The following is a 24,658-nucleotide window of genomic DNA, read 5'->3' on the forward strand; positions in this document are numbered from 1 at the left end:
TTCCGGCGTACGCCGCCGCCGGCGCCATGATTGAGCAGAGTCGGCTACCTGTGGAGTCCACAGGTAGCCGACGGGAATCAGCGAGAATTCAACGGGCAGAGACGAGATCTGCGACGTCGCACTGATTCCGTGTCGCAGGCGGCCCTGCTAGAGATTACTAGCACTCTCCGCTCTGGGTCCCGCTGCTGCAGCTCGTGCTCGTGGTGCTGGTGGACCCGCAACAGCTCGTGGCGGCTGCGACAGGGGACAGGTGAATGTCGACGTCGGTGTAGTCCGAAACCTCGAAGGTCTCCGACCCCAGCTGTTCCAGCTCCTGGAACAAGTCCGATAGTGGCTTCTCGACGATGGTCCGCACTGTGGACTTCCTTTCGTTCGCACGGTTGGGCTGAACAGGCAAAGTATTACAACGGCTGCTTTCACGCCGCTGTCACCCGCGGAGACAGCGGAAAGGGAAGTGAAAGGACCTGCGGCCATACTTCTGATGCGGGACGTACGGCGCCCGACATCAAATGCCAAGGAAGTGATCTCGACGATGACTGCTACCGAGCTCGGGCCAGGAGGGGGACAGGGGAATCCTTCGAGGGCCGATGATTTCTCCGTCCGGCCCAGGCTGGGCCATGACGTGCTTTTCTACGACGTCGGAGACAAAGTCGTGGTGCGCAACACCGAGAAGGTGTACGTCGTCAAAGGACAGTCGGCGTACCGTTTCATGTGCTCGCTCGCGCCGTATTTGACAGGCGAATACACGGTCGCCGATCTGTGCGCGGACCTTGCGCCTGAACGGCAGGAAATGGTCGTCTCACTCGTGCGTTCGCTGATCGACAGCGGTTTCGCGCGAAACGTACGCCGGGCGGGCGACGTCGATATGGACCCCACCGTCGAGCAGGTGTTCGCCTCGCAGCTGAATTATGTGGAGCACTATGTCGACGAGGCCAAGGCGCGGTTTCTGCGCTTCCGTACGGCAAAGGTGCTGATGCTGGGTACCGGCCGCGTGAACCGGGCGGCGGCCGAGAGTCTGCTGCGCAACGGACTCGGTTCACTGAGCCTGGTCGCGTCTTCGCCGAAGAGCGCGGCCGGGGACACCGCCGTGGCCATGGCAGGACTGGCCGAGTGCGTTGCGGACTTGACCGAGGCCGGATGTCCCCCGCAGGTTCGGCTGTCGGACCTCACCCTGGACGACGCCCTCGCGCCGCACGCCCTGATCGGATACGACTTCGTGGTCGCGTCCGGCGACGACATCGGTATGGCCGCGCTGCGGCGACTGGTCGACGCCGGAGTGAACGGCGGTCCAGTGGTGCTGCCCGCCACCTCGATCGGTTCGAAGGTGGTCATCGGTCCGGTCACCCGCCCGGCGACCGCGGGATGTTGGATGTGCTCCATGCTCCGCTACGGAGCCAACGCCGAGCCGCGCGATGCGGCCGCCCTGTGGCGCGGCATCGCGTGCGGAGTTTTCGGTCCAGAAGCTCCAAGGCTCAATCCGCAGCTCGCGGCGATGGTGGGCAACATGCTCGCCTTCGACCTGTTCCGGCTGGTCACCGGTTGCTTCGACGCGGAGACGGACCACGGCGTCCTGATCCAGGACATCTCAACGCTGGAGGCCAGGCGCGAGCGGCTGTGGCCTCATCCGCTCTGCCCCTCCTGCGCGGAGCATCAGGACCTCGACGTCGCCACGCCCGTCACGCCGGCCGTCGTCCACGAGGAGGCGCCGCGATCGTTCGGTGGCGATCACGATGACAAGGAGCGGCTCAGAACACTGCTGAAAGAGGCCGATGAACTGGTCGGCCTCTACACAGGTGTGCTGTCGTCGTTCGACGATGTGGCACTGGACCAGTCGCCGCTCAAGGTCGGCAGGGTCCGCCTCGGAGCCCAGGCCGGATCCGACATGCGCACCCGGCTGATCACGGCGTTCGATCTGCACTATGTGCCCGTCGCGCGCCGAAGCGCGCTGCGCGCCGCGCTGCTCGCCTATGTCGGCCAGGTGGCGAACGTCCGGCATGCGGTCACCGGTTCGATGGAGACGCAGCACACGCTCGCCCCTGCCGGCCTGTCCACCTTCACGGGGCTCGCGGTCGAGGGACGCGAGACGCTCCCGTGGCTTCCCGCGACCTCTCTGGTGACCGGGGAGCAGCGGCTGGTGCCCGCCGCAGCGGTTCACCCGATGTCGGCGCTCAACGCCGACTCGTTGTTCGAACGAAGCGGGGCGGGTGATGGAGCCGGAGAGAGCATCGGTGAGGCCGTCCGGACGGGCCTGTTGTCAGCGATCGCGTTCGAGGCTCTGCGTGAGGCCGTTTCGGGACGGGGTGAACCCCGTCCGATCCACTGCGGGGATCCTGAAACCGGTTCTGAGCTGGAGTTCTTGCTGAGGACCTTCGGCAACCTGAACGTCTGGCCGGAGGTGCTTGAGATCTCCCGCTGGCGGAACGCCGGCGTCGTCCTCGCTCGAACCCCGGACTCCGCGGACAGGCCCCTGTGGACCGTACAAGCCGCGTTGTCCCAGCGGGCCGCGCTCGTCGGAGCCCTGAGAGATCTTGCCGGACTGGTTCAGATGCATCATCTGGCGAAGATAGATGAAGTCGACCTCGGTGAGCCGCTGTTGCCCGGATTCGACGCCCGGGCCGTGCACGCATCCGAGGATCCGCTGCCGGCCACGACGGACAACCCGCCCGGCGACGTCGCCGCCCTCGTCGGCGAACTCACCGACGAGGGCCGCGACGTTCTCGTCGTCGACACCACGCCCCCAGAGCTCAGGTCTCAGGCGGCTGTGGTGACCTGCCGGGTCCTCCTGGGGCGATGCAAGAGTGAATGACCGGGTCCCACAGGTGCTCGCGCACGGTCAACGACTGGTCGCCGACTACCTTCACGACCGATTGACCCGGACCGCCGGGCAACTCGACCGTCCCGTGACGATCCGCGTGGCGCTCCTCGGCGCACAGGACATGCTGCGGCAGCTCGACGCACCGGATACGGACACGGCAGGCTTACTGCCTGTCCATCTGCACGGCGGTGCCGTACTGCTCGGCCCGTTCGACAGCGAGCGCCCCTGTTTCCACTGCTTGGCAAGACGGTGGCAACAGGTGCGGACCGGAGTGGAACGCGATGCGCTGGGGAGCGGACGATCGGTCGTCGCGCACCACGCGTCCCCGTTCCTCGCACGGTTCGCGTTGGAGGCGATCTGGCAGACCGTCCAGCGGATCGTCCAGGTTTCGCCAGGGCGAAAACCCACCGACCGGCATGGCCATCCGTTCGTGCACGAGCTACGGCTGAAAGACCTGACAGTGCGACGTCATTCGATCGTCGCGGACTCGCAGTGCCCTCGATGCGGCGTTCCGGCCGAAGACAGTGCCTACGCCGCTCGCATCGTTCTGCGCAGCCGACCAAAACGATCGATCAATGACTTCCGGATCAACCCGGCCGCTGACTACGACCTGGAACCGGACGCGTACGCGAACCCTGTCTGCGGGATGGCCGGCACCGGTGCGGACCTGAGCATGACGAGCACGACGACGGCGAATGTGAAAGGCCGTATCGACATTCCAGGTGGCGAGTACGTCCATGAAACGTTCTGGGCCGGTCACTCCGACAGCTACGCCCGCAGCACGATCCTGGGACTACTGGAAGCCCACGAGCGGATCGCCGGCACACAGCCTCGACGATTTTCGAAGCCGGTGGTCGACACGTACCGGAACCTGCAGGGCTCAGCACTGGATCCCGCCGAATGTGGCCTGTACCCCGCAGAGTTTTACGCCAGTACCCGGCATTACACGCCCTACCATCCTGATCTGGCGATTCCGTGGGTGTGGGGCTTCTCGCTGCGCGATGAGCGTCCCCTTTTGGTCCCCGCGGCGATCACCTATTACCACCTGATCGACCAAATCGGCAGATTCGTCCAGGAATGCTCAAACGGGTGCGCATCCGGTAGCTGCCTGGAAGAGGCGATCCTCCATGCCATCCTCGAACTGATCGAGCGTGACGCGTTCCTGATCGCCTGGTACACCAAGCTGCGGCTGCGCGAGATCGACCCGTACAGCAGCGCGACGGTCCGCAGCCGTCTGATGATGGACCGAATCTCGATGTACGGGTACGACATCCGGCTGTTCGACGCCAGAATCGAATTTCCGATACCGGTCGTGGTCGCTGTCGCCCAACGCAGAGACGGCGGCATGGGCAGGCTGCTCTTCGGTGCCGGGGCCGGTTTTGATCCCGAGGAGGCGATCGCCTCCGGCCTGTACGAGGTCGCGTCCGCGATTCCGGATTTCGCCGACTACACGAAGCTGCGCGCCGAAGAGCTCACCACGAAGGCGGCCGACTTCGACAGGGTTCTTTCGCTGTCCGATCACGCCCCGCTCTACGGGCTGCCCGACATGGCCCGGTATGCCGCGCATCTGCTCGGAGACAACGGCCGTCCCGCCGATCTGCCCTCGGTGGAGGCGGTGTTCCGGGGCTGGCAGCACGACCGGCCGCGAACCCTCGATCTGCTCGACGACCTCAGGCTCTGCGTTCGGTCCGTGGTCGAGGCCGGCTTCGACGTGATCGTGGTGGACCAGACATCACCGGAGCAAGCAGAAATCCCCCTTCGCACGGCGAGCGTGGTGATCCCCGGCATATTGCCGATCGACTTCGGGTGGAGCCGCCAGCGCGCCTTGCACATGAAGCGGACCCGCACCGTCCTGCGCCGGGTCGGACTCCGCGACAGCGATCTCGAAACCTCGGAGCTCAACAGGGCTCCGCATCCATTCCAATGAACCGGCTCGCCGGTACGGCGCGGACTTGAGGAGTCATGTATGGACACGGAGCAGGCCATCGAAACGGCGAGCGACTATGTCGCCGCGATCATGCGCCGCAATCGATCGCCGACGGAGGACTGGGGCCTCAAACCCGATTGGGCTGACCAGCCACGAATGCACAACGTCTATCCCGGCGTCACCCCCATCCCGTTACCGGCCGCGAAGGTCGCGCTCGCCTCTCTCGAAGGGAGTCTGGCCGGGCAGGTGCCCGAGAACGGCGGTGCGTTCACCATGCCGATGCTCTACGAGATGCTGCGGGACTCCTACGCGTACGGCGGGCGGCGACTGGCGGTGACGGTCAACGACGACACAGTGGCTCTGCCGCATTACGCGCGTGCGGTCTGGTCTCGTGGCACGGCGTCCGGCGGCGGCCTGTATCCGCTCGAGATCTACTGGGTCTGTGGCCCTGGCGGACCGATGTTGCCGGGCGTCTACAACTACTCGCCGGCACAGCACGGTGTCCAGAGACTGCTGATCGGTGACGTGACGAGTCAGGTGCGTCGGGCGATCGCGCCGGCGGAGGCCGCGGGCGACCAGTTCCTGCTCGTGACCGTCAAGTTCTGGAAGAACACTTTCAAATACCGGACCTTCAGCTACCACGCGGTCACCATGGACGTGGGCACGGCGCTGGGGACCTGGCAGTTGTGGTCACGGGCGGCGGGAATTCCGCTGCGCCCGCTGCTCGATTTCGATGAGGAAGCACTCAACCGGTTGCTGGGCGTGCGGACGCACGAGGAAAGTGTGTTCGCCGTGGTGCCGCTGCCCTGCGGCGAAGGCTCCTCTTCGGAGGGCCGGCACGAACTTCGAGTCACCGCCGTCCCCAGGGAGAGGTCACGCACCGTCGTCCGGCATCCCGCGGTCGAGCGGGTACACGCCTCGACCGTCACCACCCGGTCGCCCGGTGATTCACCGGCTGAGCGGTTGAAGGCGGCGAGGCCAGGCCACGACGGTGGCAGGGGCGACGGAATCAAGCTGGCCGATCCGCTTCCGCTCGACGCCACCGTACGGGAAGCCCTGCGCAGTCGTCGGAGCAGCTTCGGCAGATTCAGCGCGCAATACAGTCTTGGGCAGGCCGAGTTGGGTGCGGTGTTGCGTGCGGGCACACTCGGAGCCCGGCTCGTGTCGGATGTCAAACATTCAGACGGCACACCGGAGCTGACCAGGCTGGCCGTTCTCGTCAACCACGTCGACGGTGTCCCCGCGGACGCATACGACTACGACGTCGCCACCAACACGCTGCTCCCCCTCGGCGTCGGGGTGAGCACATCATTCCTGCAGCGCAACTACTTCTTGAACAACTACAACATGGAACAGGTCGCCGCCGTCGTCACGGTGCTGGCACGGCCGCATGCGGTGATCGACGCCACCGGCCAGCGAGGTTATCGGTTCCTCAACGCGGAGGTCGGCGCCGCCGCCCAAGCCATGTATCTCGCCGCGGCCGCGGCGAACATCGGCTGCGGGGCCGCGCTGGGCTTCGACAACGTGTCGTATGTCGAGCACATGGACAGGCAGCGAGACCTGAGCCGCGACGACGACGACCAGGAGTGGCCGTTGCTGATCGTGATGCTGGGGCACGAGCGCCGGAAAGCTCCCGACTTCCACTTCCGCCTCAGTTGATCTCGCCGACCCGAAGAGGTGATGCCGGTGATAGACCGTGATTTCAGGCTTGGCATTGGTGCCCCGGTGGGCCGGGAGAACGGCAGGCAGTGGATAGTCACACCGCAGTTCATGCTGCGGGTGGCCGGGATGCCCATCGATGCCGTGGCCCCTCTGGGCAACCCGCGGGGGGTGCGATGGGCCGACGCCGTGCTGGCGGCCGAGACCGCCATGGACACGGCGAAGCAGGTGATCGCCGACGCACTGCAGGATTCCATCGCGGACAACGACGACGAGCATCAGCGTCGTCAGCTCCTTACGCTGAGGCGCGATGTCTTCAACCGACGGCTCCCCAAGAACATGGCATCGGCCAGGGCGCTCGCCGAGCATCTCGGCGATCAGGGGCGCGCCGCCTTGCTCGGCTGGCTGGATCAGCGCGCCGCCTATGACGAGGAACTCCGGCAAGGCACCGCCGTCCTGGCCGAGGAAACCGAACTGGCGCGCGCTCACTTGCGTGAACTCGCACGCGATCCGAGACTGCGCAACGGCGTCTTGCTGGCGTCTCCTTCGCTGGACCGCTACCTGCCGGCCTATCTCGACGCCGGGGCCGGCCCGCTGAACAAACGTGCGCGCCGTATCGAGCGGTCGCTGCTGGAGTACGTGTACCGCACCGCCTGCAAGACGAGCCCTTTCAGCACGTTCACCGCGGTCGCGCTCGGGCGGTTCGTGCCCGGCAGCGGGTCCCTCTTCCCGGAGATCGACCTCGATGTCGTCTGGCGTAGCCACGCCCGCCTCAACGTCGCGGCGCTGGCGCGCTTGATAGACGTCATCGTCGACCAGCTCGCCCTACGTCCGGAACTTCCGGTGCGCCTGACGTCGGGCTCGCGGGCGGATACGGAGCGGGTGCGCTATGTGCGGCGGGTCCGGGTGGTCGGTGACGACGACACCCCGATGGGCGTGGACAGCATGCGCGAGAACCTCTTCTACCTCCCTCAGGGCAACCTGCTGCAGGAGGTCATGCGCATCCTGGGTGAGCGGACAGAGGTGTCCTTCGGGCATCTGGCCGAGCTGCTCAGCGCGGCCGACCGGCCGAACCGTTCCCCTGAGGACGTGCGCGAGTATCTGAGGCGCCTGCTCCGGCTCGGCCTGCTCGTGGCGCCGACCGTGCATTTGGACGTCCACAGCACCGACCCGGTGGAATCGTTCCGGCATGGCCTGGTACGGCTGGAAACGCCATGGGCGCACGCGGTTGCCGACAGGCTCGGCGACGTCTCGGAGCTGGTGAAGCAGTACCCGTCAGCCGATCACGAGGCCCGCAGAAAGCTGATCGGCGCGATCCGGTCGATCTTGGAAGAGGCGCAACGCGAGCTCGGCGCGGTGAAGCCCAGCATGCCGAGCAACCTGGTGTACGAGGACGTGTGCGTCCCCGGCACCGGCGCGGTGGCCGACCCGGAGGCGTGGCAGCGGTCGTTGACCCCCTCCCTGTGCCAGGTAGCGCGGTTGTTGCCGCTGTTCGACTCCACGGTGCCGCAACGGCTGAGCCTGCACGGATTCTTCACCGCTCGCTACGGAGTCGGTGGACGTTGTGATGACGTGCTGCGCTTCGTGCACGAATTCCACCAGGACTACTACACCTACTACCTGAAGGTCACCTCGCGGCCGAGTTTCGACGAGGACGGTGCGTTCGTCCCCGACCCGAACTGGTTGCGGTTGCCCGAGGTGGAGGCGATGGCCGAAGCGCGGAAAGAACTGATACGCCGCATGAAACTGGCAGCGGCATCCGACACCGACGTGATGCTCGACGATGAGTTCGTCGACGAGGTCTCCGGCCTGGTGCCCGATCATCTGCTTGACCTGGAGCCGAGGAGTTTTTTCGTTCAGCTCGGCGACGACGACGGTGAACCGTTCGCCGTGGTGAACCAGACATACAGCGGTCTGACCCTGTTGTTCTCTCGCTTCGTGCACTGCTTCGACGACGTCGAACGCGGTGGACTGGCCGCTGAACTGCGTGACGAACTCGCCAAGCTGCAACCGGCCGACGCGGTGTTCGCCGAGGTCACGGGCGGGTACGACACCACGAACCTGAACCTGCATCCAGCGATCACACCGTACGAACTGGTCTGTCCCGGCGATGTGAGTTTCCGGAGCGAGTCCGAACAGATCATGGTGGACGAGCTCAGCGTGCTCCACGACGAGGAGACCGGCAGGCTGCGGCTGTACTCCTGGCGCCTGGGCCGCGAGGTCATCCCGGTCTACCTGGGCTTCATCATTCCACCGGCACTGCCCGAAGTGCAGCGGGCGATGCTGCTGTTCTCCCGGACCATATTCGCCACGATCGACATGTGGGGCGGCACGCGTGCGCACGAGCGGATCAAGACGATCAGGAGCCAGCCGAGAGTCCGCTTCGGCGACCTGATCGTGTCAAGACGCAGGTGGACCGTACACCCTGATTTCCTCCCCGCACGCACCACCGCGGACGGCGACGCGGAGTCGTTCCTCGCCTGGCGGCGCTGGCGGCGGGACCACGGTCTGCCGCAGCGGGTTTTCGCCTCACTCGGCGCAGTGCCGCTCAGGCCCGACGCGAGCAACGCCATGCCGACGTTCAAACCCCAGTACGTCGACTTCGGCAGCGTTCTCTCACTCCATTTGCTGGACCGGTTGGCGCGTGAAGGCAATCGCCTGATCGTCCTCGAAGAGATGCTGCCGGACATCGAGCAGATCTGGCTGAAATCGGCTGAAGGGCGGTACGTGGCCGAGCAGACCATCGAGATCACCGGCACGAACCGGCCGCTGCGCGGTCATTGATCAGACAGGGGAGACACGGATGACATCAGAGCCGTACATCGTCGACGATCCTCGGGCGCGACCTGCCCGTTCGCCGGGTGAGTGGCAGGCGCTGCACATCTTCTACAGCGCCAATTCCCAGCCGATCCTCACCGACTGCGTCGCACCGCTGGTGCGTGACCTTCGTGATCGCGGACTGCTGGAGAGGTACTTCTTCATCAACTACTGGATGGAGGGCCCGCACGTCCGGCTGCGGCTGAAGCCGGCCACGGAGGCGGCCACACCCGCGGTCCGCGCGGCGGCCGAGACCGCCGTACAGGAGTTCCTGTCGAGCCGGCCGGCGCTTTACGAGTTCGACCAGGACATGCTGAAAGCGCAGGAAGACCTGTTCATCATGGAATATCCCGACGAGAATGAACGACGCCGGATGTACCCGGACGGCCGGATACCCGTCCAGGGCAACAACACATTCCACTACCGCCCCTATCATCCGGAATACGATCGCTACGGCGGGCCTGTCGGGATACCTCTCGCGGAGCGGCACTTCGAATTCTCGAGCGACCTGGTGATCAAACTGCTGCAGACGGCCAACGTGCATGTCCGGCCGGTGCTGCTGGGCCTGGCCGCCCAGCTCATGATGATCAGTGTTTCCACTTTCATGCGGGACACCCGTCAGATGGCGCGCTTCCTGGAGCGTTATCACGACTACTGGAACTCGTCGTTCGGCCTCGACTACTGGAGCTCGACGACCCGCATCGTCGAAGACAGTACCGCCAGCTACCGCGTGTGTTACGACTCGATGAAGGACGTGCTCACGACCCGGTTCATGGACACGCACAACAGCATCCAGCGAGGAGAGCCGGACCGGTTGACCGGCTTCCGGGCGATGTGGGCGCGACACTGGGAGACCCTGCGTGAACAGGTGCTGGAACTCGGGACCGCCGGCAAGCTCACCTTCGTCAAGGCAGGCACCTCCAGAGCGCCCAAGGTGATCTCCGATCCCGAGATCCTGCTGCCGCACCTGCTCGCGTCATACATCCACATGACGAACAACCGGCTCGGCCTGCCGATAGCCGACGAGGCCTACTTGGCGTACATCCTGGCGCGTACCCTCCAGGACAACGTGGGATCCGCGCCCTGACGTCGTGAAAAGGCGGTGACGCGGCCGATCGCCCCGTTCCGCCGCCCGCGAGAACCGATCGAGGCGCATTCGGTGTGATTCAGGTGCTCTGGTGCGGCGGCGAGGCTGTCGCTCATCCGCTGTTTTCCCTGGAATTCGGCTCTCTCGTCAACAAGAAGATGTTCTTCGTCCCCCACGAATGAAGTGAGCACATGACCATGCAGACAGCCCACCTGCTGGATCTTCCCGCGCAACTGGAGCCCGCCATCAGCGCGGCCACCGGCGAGATGGAAGCCGGGCGGGATCTCCCCGAGAAGCTGGTGCGGGAGTTGCGGGACAGCGGCGCCTTCCGCCTGCTCACGCCGCGGGAGCTCGGCGGCTTCGAGGCCCCGCTGGAGACCGTACTGAAGGTGTACGAGGGGTTCGGCCGGCTCGACGCCTCCGCGGGGTGGATCGTGTGGAATGCCAATTGGGGGTTCATCGGCGCGCTGCTCGACGAGCCGGGTAACGCCCGGATCTGGGGACCGGGTCCCGAGCCGGTCTTCGCGGCATCGAGCATGTTGGGGATCGCCGTCCCGTGCGAAGGGGGTTACCGGCTATCCGGTTACTGGAAGCTCGTCAGCGGTATCAATCACGCCGACTGGTTCGCCGCGGCCGCCTACATCAAAGAGGGCGACGACGTGCTCCTGACAGAGGAGGGCATGCTCGACGTACGGTTCTTCATGCTGCGCCGGGAGCAGCTGTCAGTCAAGGACACCTGGCATGCCGGCGGCCTGCTCGGCTCGGGAAGCCACGATGTCGTGGTCGAGGACGCCATGGTGTCCGACGAACTGGTCGTGCGCGTGGACGTGCCGGCCCGCGTCCAACGGCCCCGCTACCAGGGCTACATACCCTCGCTCGTCGTCCCCGGCTGCTCTGCCGTCGTCCTCGGGGTCGCCCAGACCGCCATCGAGGAGACGGTGGCCCTCGCGCTCTCCAAAAGGACGATGACCGGCGGCACGCTTGCCAAGTCGGCACACACCCAGGCGGTCATCGCACGGTCCGAAGCCGCGCTGCGGGCCGCCCGGCTGCTGCTGCTGTCCACGGCGCGAGACCTTGACCTCGCCGGAGAGAACGCCGAGCCCGTCACCCTCGAGCGACGAGCCGCACTGCGCGCCGCGATGAGTCACGCCGCGCAGGTCAGCCGTGAAGTGCTGACGGCCATGTACGAGCTCGGCGGCTCCACCTCGATCTATCGGGGCAACGCCGTCGAGCGGCTCTTCCGCGACGGGATGGTGGCGCTCCAGCACCACAACCACTCCGCCGGCTTCTTCGAATCCGCCGGACGTGTCCGCCTCGGCATGGCCCCCGCCCTGCCTGTCTTCTGACGGCCCCGGTACGGGCTTGGCACGGCCCGGATCGGTGGATCGGCAGGCTGAACACATCCGCTGATCCACCGATCACACCCTGGTCGGTGCGACCGGTGTCGGCGATCGCCTCCTGGCCGCGCAACGTGACGTTGCCGCACCCTGGATTTTCCCCCTCCGCCCTCGCCTGCTTCGACCAGGCTGCTGAAGGCGTGAATCCGTCCATCCATGAAGCGAATCCGAACGCCAGGAAAAGGACATCTCCTACCCGCGCCCGTGCAGGAGACCGCTGCCGGGTCGCCAGGGGGGCGGGTTCCGTGTGACATGGCGCGACGACCTCTGCGGACCGGCGTGACCATGTGCGTCTTGAAAGCGTCCCCGGTGATGCTTCCGCTATCCCGAACGCGCAGCGGATAGCACGTGACATGGATATTTCCTGTGATTGTGCGTAATTAGGCTTATCCGCGCACCTCATACGATGAGGCGGAAATCGACGCAGGAGGTGCACGGCCCGCGCGATCGGGACCGCATCCGTTCCGCCACCACCGGATTCGGAACGCGCGGGTGTGCTGTTCCATGACGAGGACTTCGCGGAAGGATTTCTTCACACGGTGCCGCCCTGCCCTGTCTCTCGCGCGCCTGGCGCGGGTTCCGGTCCTGCAGTTCCAGCAGGCCGACCACCCGTGCGAGGCCGTAACCGTCCGTCAAGACCACAGAGTCGCCCGTACCACCTGGGGACGAAGAGCCGCAATGAGTGGATGCTCGTCCACCGAATGACCGAGGGTCGTCGAATTCCGAAAGGCCGGTTCGCATGAACACGGGCGCTGGGAGGGGGCTGCACGTGGCCGTACTGGGTCCCTTTGAAGTGCGAATAGGGGCGGACCAGGTCGAACTGGGTTCGAACCGCCTGCGGACGCTGCTGGCCGTCTTGGCACTGTCGGCAGGCGAGACGGTGTCGGTGGACCGGCTGGCCTCGGTGGTATGGGCGGGGGGTCTGCCGGACAACGTCCGGCGCAGCGTCCATACCTATATAGCCCGGCTGCGCAACACGCTCGGCGCCGAGGTGATCAAGACGACGTCACTGGGCTACCAGATGCAGGTGGCCCATGATCAGGTCGACGCGCTGCTGTTTCGCCGGCTGCTTGCCGAGGCGACGCCGGTGCGGGGCACCGAAGCCGAGCTGGCGCCCCTGGAGCAGGCGTTGGCCCTGTGGCGGGGGCAGCCGTTCGAAGGGATCGACTCCCCGGCACTGCACGGTGCCGACGCCTCGCACCTGCTGGAGCTTCATGTGTCGGCTGCGGAGCGGTGGATCGACCTGGGACTGGCCGCGGGGCGCCACAGCGCGTTGGTGCCCGAGGCCCGCAAGCTGGCAGCCCATCATCGACTGCACGAGCCGTTGTGGGGGCGCCTGCTCCTGACGCTGGACGGCTGTGGCAGACGAGCTGAAGCCCTGTCGGCATACGAGCGGCTCAGGCGCAGGCTGAGCGAGGAACTGGGCACCGCCCCATCCGCGGAGCTGCAGCGTATTCACGCCGACCTGCTGCAGGATCGGGCGGTGTGGGGGGTGCCGATCACGCCACGCCAGCTCCCGGTGGACGTAGCCGAGTTCACCGGCCGGGACGAGGAGCTGAAGCGGCTGGACGGGTTGCCCAGCGGGAGCAGCAGGGTCTGCGTCATCACCGGCACCGCCGGCGTCGGCAAGACCTGCCTGGCCGTGCACTGGGCACACCTGGCCACTGAGCGCTTCCCGGGCGGCCAGCTGTACGTCGATCTCCAGGGATTCGGGCCGGGCGAGAGCGCACTGGACCCGCACGAGGCTCTGTCCGGTTTTCTGCAGACCTTGGGCGTGCCCAAACCCCAGATCCCGGTGGATCCACAGGCCATGATCGCGCTGTATCGGACACTGCTGGCAGGCCGGCGCGCGCTGGTGCTGCTCGACAATGCCCGCGATGCCGAGCAGGTACGGTGGCTGCTGCCCGGGGGTACCGAATGCATGGTTGTGATCACCAGCCGGCAGGGGCTCAGCAGCTTGGTCAGCCAGCACGCGGCTGCGTTGCTCACGCTGGACGTTCTCACCTATCGCGAGTCCCGGCAGTTGCTCACCCGCCGGCTGGGCCGTGAGTGCATCGAGGCCGACGCGCGCGCCACCGATGAGATCATCGATTTGTGCGGGCGGCTTCCCCTGCCCCTGGCCATCGCGGCGGGCCGCGCGACCGCGACGCCGTCCGTCCCGCTCGCGGCGCTCTCGGCCGATCTGCGTCGTGTCCGTACCGATGTCAGTGTGCTGGCCACCCGGGATGCCCGCACCGACATGCGCACCGTGTTCTCGCGCTCCTACGACCTCCTGCCCTCCGATGCGGCCCGCCTGTTCTCGTTGCTGGCGATCCATCCGGGGCCGGACATCGCCCGAGCGGCTGTGGCCAGTCTGGCGGCCGTCGACCGGTTGCAGGCCGACCGGCTTCTGGATGTTCTCCTGGAAGCGCACCTGGTGGCCGAGGCCGTTCCCGGCAGGTTCATGCTGCACAACCTGCTTCGCACTTACGCGCATGATCTGGCCTGCGTCCAGATCCGTCAGCAGGCGGCACGGCGGGTGATCGAGCACTACTTGCACACCGCATGCCGAGCCGCGCGGCTCCTGGCGCCGGAGGCGCTCCTGATCGTTCCCAACCCTCCGGCGCCAGGCGTACGGCCGGAGCGTCTTGTGCACCGCCGGCAGGCGCTGGATTGGTTTCGGGCCGAGCACGCGGTCCTGTCCACCGTTCTGCGCCAGGCGCTGACGAACGACTTCCCCTCCCATGTCATCCAGTTGGCGGCGGCGTTGACGCCCTGGTGCGATCACCAGAGCGACTGGCACACGAAAGCCGACATCCAGCGGCTCGCTCTGAAAGCAGCCGAACAACTGGGCGACATCGCGGCCATGATCAGGGTGCGGCAAACCATCGCAGCGGTAACGATCAACCTCGAACGAGCAAACCAGGCCCCCGCTTCCGGCAGCACGGTGATCAGCCTCGACCGGATCGAAGTGCCCGGCGGATGAAGCCGCTGATCGCCGAGTTCCCTGTCACCACCGGCCGACCGGCCTGCTCGGGTGGAGCGGCTGTCACGCTCACCGATGTCCTTGCCGGGTGCTGGACGGCGGTCGGCCGTAGGTCTGCCGGTACAGGGCCGCGAAACGGCCGAGATGGGTGAATCCCCACCGGAGGGCCACATCCGTGACGGTTGTCTGGCTGTCCGTCTCAGCGATACGGACCAGATCGGCATGGGCGTGAGCCAGCCGTACGGAACGGAGGTAGGCCATCGGGGTGGTCTGCAGATGCTCGCGGAAGCCGAGCTGGAGGGTGCGGACGCTGACCCTGGCCGCGGCGGCGATGTCACCAAGACAGATCGGTTCGCCGGCGTGATCTTCGCAATAGCGGGTCGCACGCCGAAGAGCGGCGGGGATCCACGAGGCGGGGAGCTCGCCGAGTTCGTGGGAGTAATTGTGGGACTGGGAGGAGAGCAAGGTGTGCAGCAGGAACTGTTCGAAGTGGTGCTCGGCCAGCTTCGAGGCCGCGAAGGGCAGCGTACCGCCGGTACCGGCCGACGACAGCATTCTGAACGTGTGACCGAGCGCGCTGGTGGTATTCACCCCTGGTTCGAACCGCAGTCGCTCTTTGGGAGGATCACCCAGGTAGGTCTCAAGCGCCTCCTGCAGGAATGCCGAAGGAATCTGCATCACTATCACTTCGTGATCGAGGCTCCAATGCATGTCGATCTTCTGCTGGGGGCCTATGAGGGAGATCGGTGCGGTGACGTCCCCTCCGTTGAGTGTCACCTCGCCGCCCCCTCGCAACGGCATGATCGCGTAGAAGTTAAACGACTCCGACGTCCCGGTACGAATCTCTGCCCCGTACGACGCGGTGTACAGAGCGATCTTTCCTCTGTGGAGAAGCTGGTATCGAGCGCCGTGCGGGTGTGACTTGACAATCTGAAGGTAGTAGGACGGGTAATGCTGCTCCAGCAGTTCTCGCAGCTGATCGGTGCCTGCGGTAACAGCCGGATGGTTTGTCGACGGGCCTGGGGTGCACCCCGACCCCTGTGAGTTCAAATCCTTCATCGCGCTGATCTCCCCTGCAGGCTCTGCCGACCGCCACGTCGGCGCGAGCGGTCGCGCCTGATACTCGGTATGGAGACTGCGTCGATCTGATCGTTGATACGAGGCAGGGGGGCTGAGTTCGGCGGCATGATGACGTGGATTCCGAAATGCGGGTATCCGTGCCATCTCCGCGGCGGAAGGAGCATGAACTCTTCCCTCTGCGGGAAGCAGATCGGCGACAGGCCACGATATTGCAAATGTGGATCAGGGCCTTTATGGGGCCTTTTAAATAAATAGCGCCTTGGTGGGTTGTGGATAAATTTTCCCCTCGACTCGCGGAACTCCTGGCACCTGGGCCGCCCCGGCGAAGTCGGAGGCTGGATCGCTTGGTTTTCGATCGCCAGGCAGGTGTCGGGGGTTGACCGGTGGAACGTCCCCTCGTACTCGGCCGGAGGAACATTCCCGTAGTAAGAATGTAGCCTTTCGGAATTATATCGGGCAACCCACTCCATGGTGGCAATCGTCGCATCCCATGACGCCTTTCCGGCCGCCATGAAACTCGATGAGCTCCTTCTTGCAGAGACTGTTCAGCGACTCCGCGACGGCATTGTCATACGAATCACCCTTGCCGCCCACAGAACGAGCCGCACCAACCTTATCAAGCCGTTCCGCATAGCGGATGGAAGTGTATTGAACACCCCTATCGGAATGGTGAACAAGGTCATCGACGACGCCTCCACGCGCCCAGATCGGTACCCAAGTGATCGGCGACCTGCCGGCCGACGATCCAACGGGAGCACAGGTCCTGGACGAACGCGGTGTACACCCAGCCGCAGGCGGTGGCGACGTGGGTGATGTCCGCGACCCACCGCAGGCCCGGCCGCTCCGCGGTGAAGTCGCGTTCCAGCAGGTCACCAGGTCGATCGGCGCCGGGGACGGTGGTCCGGAGCCGTCTGCGCGACCACACCGCCCCGCACGGGCCCAGCTCGCGCATCAGCCGCTCGACCGTGCACCGGGCGACCGTGACACCCTGGCGGTTGAGCTGACCCCACACCTTCCGCGCCCCATGCAAGCCACGCCCCGCGCCTTTCCAAACGATCAGGATCTCCTTTCTCGGCTCTTCGCCCCGGACCACACGAGCCGACGGATCCGACTCCCGTTTCTTCGCCGCCCAGTACATGGGCGGCGCGAACTCCAGCACGGCACAGATCGGCTCCACGCCGAACAGCTCGCGACGGGTATCGACTGATCCACTTCGCCACCTGGCGGACGCTACCAGCACAAACCCCTACCTAAACGGCATTGGGTTGGCAGTGTGTTCGCCCACGTCGACACTCCGTCCTCGGAATTGTTGGGTGTTTCCGGGTTGCGATGGTAGCGGGCAAGAGATGGAAAAGTCGGGAAATAAGAAAAATAGAAAAAACAGTCATCCGTACACGACACCTACGTACCATTCCTACAGAGAAGCCATGTTTCCTGGGTCGTCCGGGGAGAAAAAGCCCACTCAAGGTCGTCGGGTGGAGGTACGGCTGATCAGGTGCCAGGCGACGTCGGTGTCCCGGTCGGCCGGGGTGAGGTGGCCGAGGGCGGTGCGGGCGCAGCGGGCGCCCTGGTCGCGTAGGGACTGGGCGATCGTGGTGAGCCCGGCAGGTGCGGCGGCGTCGGAGTCGTCCCAGCCGCCGAGGGTGAGGTCGCCGGGCACGGTGAGGCCCAGGCGGGCGGCGGCGCGCAGGACGCCGAGGGCCAGTTCGTCGCTCATCGCGGCGATCGCGTCGCAGGCGTTCGGGCCGGTGAGCAACTCGGCCGCGAGTGTCTCGGCCTCTCGTGCGCTGTTGGTGGAGCAGACCGCCACGCGGACCTGTGACCAGTCGCCGCCGGTCTCCGCCCAGGCGTCGCGGTAGCCGCGCAGACGCCTGCGGGTGACCCGGAAGGTCGAGGTGTCGGGGTCGATGCCTGGGGACGCGTCGGCCGAGGTGGTTCGGGAGTCGGGGGCGGTGACGCCCGGAGTGCTGACGGCGGTTCCGGAAGCGGTGCCGGCGGTCTGGGGAGGCCCGCTTCCGGGGGCGTCGCCCGCTTCCGGAAGCACACGACTGCCGGGGACGCCGAAGGCGACGCGGGAGACCCTCGCGCGGTCGAGGGGAAAGCTCAGCACTCCCGGGTGACGCGCTCCCGCGAAGACCTCGCGGCCCACGGCCGCCGCCGCGGCGCGGTCGTCGGCGGCGACGAAGGAGAGGCCGTCGCGGCGCGGACCGCCGTGGACCACGGCGGGCAGACCGGTGGCGGTGATGGCGTCGACGACGGGGTCGTCGTCGGCGGTCGTCCAGACCACGAAGGCGTCGACGGCGGCCTCGGTGACCCGGTCGACGTCGGAGGGGCTTCCCGTGACAGGTACGAGCGTGAGTGCCATGCCGTGGTCGGCGCAGACCTGGGCGACGCCGGACAGGAAACGGGTGGCCTGCGGGTCGTCGAAGGCGTAGGTGAGGTGCTCACCGAGAACGACGCCCAGGTTGCCGGTCCTGCCGCTGCGCAGTGAGCGCGCGCCGGGGTGCGGGCCGGGGTAGCCGAGGCGTTCGGCGGCCTCGCGGACCTTGGCCCGCGCCTCGTCGGAGACCCGGCCCGGTTGGCCGTAGGCGTACGAGACGGTCATCACCGACACGCCTGCCGCGCGGGCGACCTCGGCCATGGTCACCCTGCGTCGTGTCGTCCGTCCGCTCATGGTCCGAGGGTATCTGTGTATCGATACACAGATGATTTGTGTATCGTTACACATGTGGCAGGCGGAAAGGGCGGAATTCGGGCGCGTACCGCTTACATGGGGTTCGCCGCGTTCGGTGCTTTCTGGGGAGTGTGGGGTGCCTCGGTGCCCGCGATCCGTGCCCAGGCCGAGCTCGGCGACGGGCAGCTGGGCACGGCGCTGCTGTTCGTGGGGGCGGGAGCGCTGCCCGCGATGCTCGTCACCGGAAGGGCGGTCGATCGCTGGGGGCTGCGGGTGGCCGCGTTCCTGCTGGTGACGCTCGGCGCGGTGGGGACGCTGGTGGCCGTGGCGGGCCGCGACTTCTGGAGCCTGTCGGCGGGGCTGGCGCTGCTCGGGGCTTCTTCGGGGGCGGCCGACGTCGCGATCAACGCGGCGGCGGCCTCGGCGGAGCGGGCGTCGGGCAGGCCGGTCATCACCCGCGCGCACGGCACCTTCTCCGCGATGGTGGTGGTCGGCAGCCTCTCCGCAGGGCTGCTGCTCGGCGGTCTGGGGGTGCCGGTCGTCGTACCGTTCCTGCTGGTCGCGGCGACCTCGGCCGGTGCGGCACTCACCGTCGCGGCCGACCGGCGAACCGCCTCGGTCGCCGAGGGAGCCGTCCGGGAGGCGGCGGGGGTTCCCTTCGTTGGCGGGAGTGCCGCTCCGGACACGCTGAAAGCCGCTCCGGTCAACGAGAAAACCGCACCGGTTCCGGCGAGGACCGCTTCGGCTGCGGAAAATGCCGAGGATGCCGAGGATGCCGTCCCGGACGCGGCGGGGGCCGCCCGAGGACGGCACGTCATCCGCCTGTTCCCGTTGCTCGTGGTCGGTGGCCTGGGCGCGCTCGCCTTCGCGGTGGAGAACGCCCACCAGAGCTGGGGCGCGGTCTACCTCGCCGACGTGGCAGGCGCCGGTCCCGCGCTCGCCTCGGCCGGTCCCGCGGTCTTCGCCGCCGTCGTCGCCCTCACCCGCTTCGCCGCCGGCGCGCTCGGCTCCCGGTACGCCACGGTCGTGCTGATCTCCGGCGCCGTGGCGGCCGCGGCCGGGACCCTGCTGGTGTCCGGGGCACGGTCCGTTCCCGTGGTCCTGCTCGGGCTGGCCCTGGCCGCGGCCGGTACGGCGGTGCTCTTTCCCACGCTGATGGGCGTCGTCGCCGCCCAGGTCGGCGAGGCCGCCAGGGGGAGGGCGACGTCCGTGGTGGCCACCGTGGCCTACCTCGGCTTCCTCGCCGGTCCCGTCTACGTCGGGCGCTGGGCCGAGACGACCGGCCTGTCAGGGGCGATGGTGGCCGTCGCCGCCCTCGCCATCGCCCTCGCGGCCCTGTCCTGGCCCGCACTGCGAACGGCCGTCCACACCGGCTCCCCGTGGGACCGCGGTGACCTTCACCATACGGAGAAGATCAGCGGTCGAACCCCATGACGCCCGTCCGGCCCCTGCCGATTCGCCCTCGCGGCCTGCGTACAAGGTTTTCCTGGCACGCGAGCGCTCGATGGAAAAGATCGTTTACTGCCGGTCATCACTTTCAATCTGCCGAAGGGTTGCCTTTCGATCTGCCGAAGGGGTGGCTTTCAATCTGCCGAACGTCTGCCTTTCGATCTGCCGAGATTTCGAGGTGGCCGGACGGCGCTCGGAAGTTCTGCCTCGGTGCCGCCGTGCACCCCATCCGCCCGCCCGCCCGGCCGCCGGAGCCCGGTCGCCCGTTTCCGGATCAGGCTCCGGCGTGACGCCGTCACTGGGCGCCGGCGGCCGGGCGTATCACGATCTCGTTGACGTCGACCTCGGCGGGCCGGCTGATCGCGAAGGCGATGGCGTCCGCGATCGCCTCGGCCGGGATGGCCACCGACCGGTAGGTCCTCATGGCCTCGCGGGCCACCGGGTCCGAGATGGAGTCGGCGAGCTCGGACTCGGTGACGCCGGGGGAGACGACGCTCACCCGGATGTCGCCCGCGGACTCCTGGCGCAGCCCCTCGGAGATCGCGCGCACCGCGAACTTGGTGGCGCAGTACACCGCGGCGGTCGGCGACACCTCGTAGGCGCCGACGGAGGCGATGTTCACGAAGTGCCCGCCGCCCCGCTCCCGCATGACCGGCAGGGCTGCGGCGATGCCGTGCAGTACCCCGCGGACGTTCACGTCGATCATCCGGTCCCACTCGTCGACCCTCAGTTCCGCGAGCGGTGACAGCGGCATCACGCCGGCGTTGTTGACCATCACGTCCAGCCGCCCGTACCGCTCCCGCGCGGTGGACACGAAGGCCCGCACGTCGGCGGCGTCGGTGACGTCCAGCCGCTGGAACGAGGCGCTGCCGCCGTCGGTGGTGATCTTCGCTGTCAGCTGTTCCAGCCGGTCCGTACGCCGCGCGCCGAGGAGGAGGTGATGGCCGTCGGCGGCCAGGCGGAGCGCGGTCGCCTCGCCGATCCCGCTGCTCGCCCCGGTGACCGCGATGACCTTGGCCGATGCCCTCATGCCCGCTCCTTCTCCCGGTACAGCACGAGGTGCTCGTGGTAGAGCACACCGTCGCGGATGTCACCCGTGGCGGTGAACCCGGTGTCGTCGACGTAGTCCAGGTGGCCGCCGGTCACCGTGTACCGGCCGGTGTACGCGCTGCGCCGACCGCCGCGTGCCTCGTCGTACCGGCCGTCCGCTCGCAGTTCCTGGCGGATGTGGCCGTCCGCGGTCACCCACATGCCGACCACGTCCACCTTTCCGTCATCGGTGGTTCTCGTCATGCTCTTCTCCCGTACGTGGTGATCTGTTCTTCGGCACCGAGTCTGGGCCGGGTGCGGGCCGTCAACCAGGACGCCCGCCGCCCGGGTGCGACACACCCAGGCGGCGGGCGTCCTCGTTGCGGCGCACCCGGGCAGGTCCTGGGTGTGACACACCCGGGCAGGCCGCCGTCCGCCCGCCTAACCTGGGGACATGGCCAACAACGAGCTGGGAGACTTTCTGCGCGCACGCCGTTCGGGCCTGCGGCCGGAAGACGTCGGCATGGCGACCTACGGGGTCCGCAGGGTCGCCGGACTGCGGCGCGAGGAGGTCGCCGTTCTGGCCGGTATGAACGCCGACTACTACACCCGCCTGGAACAGGGGCGCGAACGCCGTCCCTCCCCCCAGGTGCTCGACGCGCTCAGCCGTGCCCTGCACCTGGACGCCGAGGCCCGCGCGCACCTGTACCGGCTGGCGGGCGCCGTGCCGGACGAGCGGCCGGGCCGGATCCCGGACACGGTCAGTCCCGCGCTGCGCCAGCTGATGGACGGCTACCCGAACACTCCCGCGTTCGTCATCAACCGCACCCTGGACATCCTCGCCGCCAACGCGCTGGCCGATGCCCTGTTCTCGCCCTTCGAGCCCGCCGACAACCTGGCACGGATGGCCTTCCTCGACCCCGCCGGGCGGCACTTCTACACCCGCTGGAACTGGACCGCCCAGGCCACCGTGGCCAACCTGCGGCAGGCGGCCGGCTTCGATCCCGAGGATCCCCGGCTCCGCGAGCTCGTACGGACCCTGACCGAGCGGAGCGGCGAGTTCGCGGCCCTGTGGAGCGCGCACGAGGTGCGGGGCAAGACCCGGGACGCGAAACACCTCATGCATCCGGACGTCGGCCCTCTGATCCTTACCTACCAGGCCTTCGACGTGCGCGACGCGCCCGGCCGGCAACTGATCATCTACCACGCCGAACCCGGTGGTCCCAGCGCCCAGGCACTCACCCTGCTCGGCAGCATCGGCGCCTCCCGGCGACGGTCACTGGGCCGTTCGGCCGGTTGACCCGCGACCTCGGCCGGAGAGAGGCCGGCTGCGGAAGGCGGCGGTTCGTGACGTAAGGTAAATGGCTGTCGCGTTCCGCAGGGACGCGAGCGATGACCGCTCGGCGGCCGCGAGAGCGGTATCACCCCGGTCGAAGCCCACCACCCCCGGTGGGCTCCCGAGCCGGGCGGAGCCTCCGTCTGGATGTTGGACGGAGATTCGTTGAAGTCGTACCTCGCCGTGCTCAGTACGCCCGGAGCCTGGCGGTTCCTCCTCCCCGCCTTCGCCGCGCGCCTGCCGAACGCGATGCTCCAGCTCGGCGTGCTGCTGCTCGTGCACTGGTCCACCGGCTCCTACGGTGTGGCGGGGGTGGCCGCCGCGGTGGCCGCGGTGGCGCCCGCGCTGGTCGGTCCGCGGACCGGGCGGCTCGCCGACAGGTACGGCCAGGCGAGGGTGCTGGTCCCGCAGGTCGTCGTGCACGCGGTCGCGCTGGGCGCGCTGCTGGTGCTCGCCTCGGCGCACGCCTCCGCGGTCTCGCTGGTGGTCGTCTCGGCGCTGGCCGGGGCGACGATGCCGCAGGTCGGCTCGATGGTCCGCGCCCGCTGGGCGCATGTGCTCGGCAGGTCGGGCAGGCTGGACACCGCCTTCGCCCTCGAATCCATCACCGACGAGCTGACCTTCACCCTCGCCCCGGTGCTGCTCGTCGCGATCTCGACCGGGTTCTCTCCGGTGTGGGCGCTGTCGGGGTCGCTGGTCATGGTCGTGGTGGGGACGCTCGTGTTCGCGGGGGTGCGTGGCGGAGCGCCGGAGCCGATGCCGGTCCGGGTCCGTTCCCGGCGCGGGGTGCTGCGGCTGCGCGGGGTGGCCGTGCTCGCGGGGGCCTTCGTCGCCCTGGGCACCGTCTTCGGCAGCCTCCAGGTGGGCGTCACCTCCTACACCGCGGCGCTCGGCCAGGCCGGTGCCGCAGGGCCGGTGTACGCGTGCTTCTCCGGCGCGAGTTTCGTCGGCGGCCTCCTCTACGGCGTGGTCCGCTGGCGGATCGGCGCCCCGGCCAGGCTGGCCGCCGCCCTCGGGCTGCTCTCCGCGGCCACCGTCGCCCTGACGTTCGCCGGATCGCTCCCGCCGCTGTACGCCGGAGCCGCCGTGGCCGGGTTCGTCATCGCCCCGGCCGTCATCACCGGCTACACCCTGGTCGAGGGCCTCGTGCCCGCCGAGGTGAGGACCGAGGCGTTCACCTGGCTCAACGGCTCCGTGGGCATGGGAATCGCCGCGGGAGCGGCCGTCGCGGGCCAGCTCGTGGACCGTTTCGGTGCGACGTTCGCCTTCCTCGTCCCCCCGGTCACGACCGGTCTGGCCGCCCTGCTCGTGCTGGTCTTCCTGCGCAGCCTGCGGCCGACGGCCGACCGCTCCCCGGTCCGCGAGCTGGTCGCGGCGGCCTGAACCGGCCGGAGAGCGGGCTTGAGCCTGAGGAAGCCTGAGGGAGTACGCGCAGTCGCCTCGGCCGCGACATCGATCGCACGACCCGAACGCGTCGACTCGAACCCCGCCTCCGAAGTGGTTGCAATCTGCTACCGGTTTGGCCTAGCGTTCGCCTACCGATTGCAGATCGCAAGCAGATGCGGGAGGCGAAGAATGGGCGACACCGAGCCGCAGACCGCGGGCGGGAAGGTGCTCTGGCACTTCACGATGTCCCTGGACGGATTCGTGGCGGGGCCGAACCACGAGATGGACTGGATGATGACCGGGATCTCGTTCCGCCCTGACCTGGTCGAGGAGTATGTCGAGACCACGGGCGCCGTGCTGGGAGGGCGAGACGGCTGGGACGCCTTCCCGGACGCGGGCAACACCTATGGCGGCGCCTGGAAAGGGGCGACCTTCGTGCTCACCCACCACCCCGAGGACGCCGAGCCCGCCGACGGGGTCACGTTCCTGAGCTGCGACCTGGCCGAGGCGGTCCGGATCGGGCTGGCGGCGGCCGGCGGCAAGAACCTTGAGGTGCTCTCGCCGACCATCGGCCGCCAGCTTCTCGAACTCGGCCTGATCGACGAGATCGACCTGCACATCGCGCCGGTCCTGCTCGGCGAGGGCATCCGGCTGTACGACAACCCCGGCGGTGAGCCGGTACGCCTTCACCGAGTGGGCGAGGGCGACCCCACGTCGGTCGTGAACGTGCGGTACCGGCCCACCGTGACGGCGAGGAAGGCCGCGGCAGAGAGCGGTCAGGACAACTGAACGACAGCGGTCGATGCCGGCCGGGCCACCGCCTAGCCGATCGACCGGGTGCCGGGCTGCGGCGACCGGCCTGCCGGAGTGATGGGGCGGCCCGATCAGCGGGTGAGCGTCTCCTCGGACCTTCGACGGGCGGGGACGAGCGGCGATCACCGCTGAGCGGCGCCGGGGAAGACACGTCCAAACGGACACGGTGAGTGCGTCCAGAGGGACACGGATCATGCGGCTGTTCGGACACGGTGAGTGCGTCT

The 24,658-nt window shown here is 67.7% G+C and carries 17 protein-coding genes; 11 read left to right on the top strand and 6 right to left on the bottom strand.

Annotated elements, in window-relative coordinates:
* Positions 1 to 157: 157 nt before the first annotated feature.
* Entirely contained in the window at positions 158 to 355 is a 198-nt protein-coding gene (locus AB0B90_RS26310; RefSeq protein WP_350948642.1) for a thiazolylpeptide-type bacteriocin, read from the bottom strand.
* Between the two features lie 267 nt (positions 356 to 622).
* On the opposite strand from AB0B90_RS26310, the gene AB0B90_RS26315 reads away from it, so the two are divergent.
* The 7 genes from AB0B90_RS26315 (at position 623) to AB0B90_RS26345 (ending at position 14,667) form a co-directional block, all read left to right on the top strand.
* Complete coding sequence (locus tag AB0B90_RS26315) at positions 623 to 2,806, top strand: TOMM precursor leader peptide-binding protein (protein ID WP_362925255.1); 2,184 nt, start codon at positions 623 to 625, stop codon at positions 2,804 to 2,806.
* The gene (locus AB0B90_RS26320; protein ID WP_362925257.1) at positions 2,799 to 4,742 is read left to right on the top strand and encodes a TOMM precursor leader peptide-binding protein; all 1,944 of its coding nucleotides are present in this window, start codon (positions 2,799 to 2,801) and stop codon (positions 4,740 to 4,742) included. Before AB0B90_RS26315 ends, AB0B90_RS26320 begins: the two co-directional genes overlap by 8 nt.
* Before the next feature lie 39 nt (positions 4,743 to 4,781).
* Positions 4,782 to 6,401, top strand: coding sequence for a SagB family peptide dehydrogenase (locus AB0B90_RS26325; RefSeq protein ID WP_362925259.1), 1,620 nt, complete (start codon positions 4,782 to 4,784; stop codon positions 6,399 to 6,401).
* 27 nt (positions 6,402 to 6,428) lie between these two features.
* On the top strand, positions 6,429 to 9,185 hold the full coding sequence (locus tag AB0B90_RS26330) for a lantibiotic dehydratase (protein ID WP_362925261.1): 2,757 nt from the start codon (positions 6,429 to 6,431) through the stop codon (positions 9,183 to 9,185).
* A 19-nt stretch (positions 9,186 to 9,204) separates the two neighbouring features.
* Positions 9,205 to 10,305, top strand: coding sequence for a lantibiotic dehydratase C-terminal domain-containing protein (locus tag AB0B90_RS26335; protein WP_350948637.1), 1,101 nt, complete (start codon positions 9,205 to 9,207; stop codon positions 10,303 to 10,305).
* 191 nt (positions 10,306 to 10,496) lie between these two features.
* Positions 10,497 to 11,651, top strand: a complete 1,155-nt coding sequence (locus AB0B90_RS26340) for an acyl-CoA dehydrogenase family protein (protein ID WP_350948636.1) — start codon at positions 10,497 to 10,499, stop codon at positions 11,649 to 11,651.
* Positions 11,652 to 12,471: 820 nt separating this feature from the next.
* Entirely contained in the window at positions 12,472 to 14,667 is a 2,196-nt protein-coding gene (locus AB0B90_RS26345) for an AfsR/SARP family transcriptional regulator (RefSeq protein ID WP_350948635.1), read from the top strand.
* A 69-nt stretch (positions 14,668 to 14,736) separates the two neighbouring features.
* Here AB0B90_RS26345 and AB0B90_RS26350 read toward each other — a convergent pair whose 3' ends face one another.
* The 3 genes from AB0B90_RS26350 to AB0B90_RS26360 form a co-directional block, all read right to left on the bottom strand.
* Entirely contained in the window at positions 14,737 to 15,726 is a 990-nt protein-coding gene (locus AB0B90_RS26350) for an AraC family transcriptional regulator (RefSeq protein ID WP_362925264.1), read from the bottom strand.
* Between the two features lie 700 nt (positions 15,727 to 16,426).
* On the bottom strand, positions 16,427 to 16,885 hold the full coding sequence (locus tag AB0B90_RS26355) for an IS3 family transposase (RefSeq protein WP_362925307.1): 459 nt from the start codon (positions 16,883 to 16,885) through the stop codon (positions 16,427 to 16,429).
* Between the two features lie 324 nt (positions 16,886 to 17,209).
* Positions 17,210 to 18,421 (bottom strand): LacI family DNA-binding transcriptional regulator, encoded by a 1,212-nt coding sequence (locus AB0B90_RS26360; RefSeq protein WP_362925266.1) that lies wholly within the window; start codon positions 18,419 to 18,421, stop codon positions 17,210 to 17,212.
* A gap of 54 nt (positions 18,422 to 18,475) precedes the next feature.
* On the opposite strand from AB0B90_RS26360, the gene AB0B90_RS26365 reads away from it, so the two are divergent.
* Positions 18,476 to 19,855: an MFS transporter gene (locus tag AB0B90_RS26365; RefSeq protein WP_362925268.1), complete on the top strand. Its 1,380-nt coding sequence runs from the start codon at positions 18,476 to 18,478 to the stop codon at positions 19,853 to 19,855.
* 310 nt (positions 19,856 to 20,165) lie between these two features.
* Here the strand turns inward: AB0B90_RS26365 and AB0B90_RS26370 are convergent, their stop codons facing one another.
* Positions 20,166 to 20,900 (bottom strand): SDR family oxidoreductase, encoded by a 735-nt coding sequence (locus tag AB0B90_RS26370; RefSeq protein WP_362925270.1) that lies wholly within the window; start codon positions 20,898 to 20,900, stop codon positions 20,166 to 20,168.
* Positions 20,897 to 21,163: an Atu4866 domain-containing protein gene (locus tag AB0B90_RS26375; RefSeq protein ID WP_350948629.1), complete on the bottom strand. Its 267-nt coding sequence runs from the start codon at positions 21,161 to 21,163 to the stop codon at positions 20,897 to 20,899. Before AB0B90_RS26375 ends, AB0B90_RS26370 begins: the two co-directional genes overlap by 4 nt.
* Before the next feature lie 190 nt (positions 21,164 to 21,353).
* Between AB0B90_RS26375 and AB0B90_RS26380 the strand changes: the two genes are divergently transcribed.
* From AB0B90_RS26380 to AB0B90_RS26390, 3 genes are all read left to right on the top strand, one after another.
* On the top strand, positions 21,354 to 22,199 hold the full coding sequence (locus AB0B90_RS26380; protein WP_350948628.1) for a helix-turn-helix transcriptional regulator: 846 nt from the start codon (positions 21,354 to 21,356) through the stop codon (positions 22,197 to 22,199).
* Between the two features lie 201 nt (positions 22,200 to 22,400).
* Positions 22,401 to 23,618 (top strand): MFS transporter, encoded by a 1,218-nt coding sequence (locus AB0B90_RS26385; protein ID WP_362925273.1) that lies wholly within the window; start codon positions 22,401 to 22,403, stop codon positions 23,616 to 23,618.
* A 192-nt stretch (positions 23,619 to 23,810) separates the two neighbouring features.
* The gene (locus AB0B90_RS26390; RefSeq protein WP_362925275.1) at positions 23,811 to 24,410 is read left to right on the top strand and encodes a dihydrofolate reductase family protein; all 600 of its coding nucleotides are present in this window, start codon (positions 23,811 to 23,813) and stop codon (positions 24,408 to 24,410) included.
* Positions 24,411 to 24,658: the final 248 nt, after the last annotated feature.

The sequence above is a fragment of the Streptosporangium sp. NPDC049078 genome (genome assembly GCF_040648855.1).
Classification (GTDB): Bacteria; Actinomycetota; Actinomycetes; order Streptosporangiales; family Streptosporangiaceae; genus Streptosporangium.

Coding starts and splice junctions, on each gene's coding strand:
- AB0B90_RS26325 (WP_362925259.1), top strand. CDS start 4,782: ATGGACACGGAGCAGGCCATCGAAACGGCGAGCGACTATGTCGCCGCG.
- AB0B90_RS26335 (WP_350948637.1), top strand. CDS start 9,205: ATGACATCAGAGCCGTACATCGTCGACGATCCTCGGGCGCGACCTGCC.
- AB0B90_RS26340 (WP_350948636.1), top strand. CDS start 10,497: ATGACCATGCAGACAGCCCACCTGCTGGATCTTCCCGCGCAACTGGAG.
- AB0B90_RS26350 (WP_362925264.1), bottom strand. CDS start 15,726: ATGAAGGATTTGAACTCACAGGGGTCGGGGTGCACCCCAGGCCCGTCG.
- AB0B90_RS26355 (WP_362925307.1), bottom strand. CDS start 16,885: ATGTACTGGGCGGCGAAGAAACGGGAGTCGGATCCGTCGGCTCGTGTG.
- AB0B90_RS26360 (WP_362925266.1), bottom strand. CDS start 18,421: ATGAGCGGACGGACGACACGACGCAGGGTGACCATGGCCGAGGTCGCC.
- AB0B90_RS26370 (WP_362925270.1), bottom strand. CDS start 20,900: ATGAGGGCATCGGCCAAGGTCATCGCGGTCACCGGGGCGAGCAGCGGG.
- AB0B90_RS26375 (WP_350948629.1), bottom strand. CDS start 21,163: ATGACGAGAACCACCGATGACGGAAAGGTGGACGTGGTCGGCATGTGG.
- AB0B90_RS26380 (WP_350948628.1), top strand. CDS start 21,354: ATGGCCAACAACGAGCTGGGAGACTTTCTGCGCGCACGCCGTTCGGGC.
- AB0B90_RS26390 (WP_362925275.1), top strand. CDS start 23,811: ATGGGCGACACCGAGCCGCAGACCGCGGGCGGGAAGGTGCTCTGGCAC.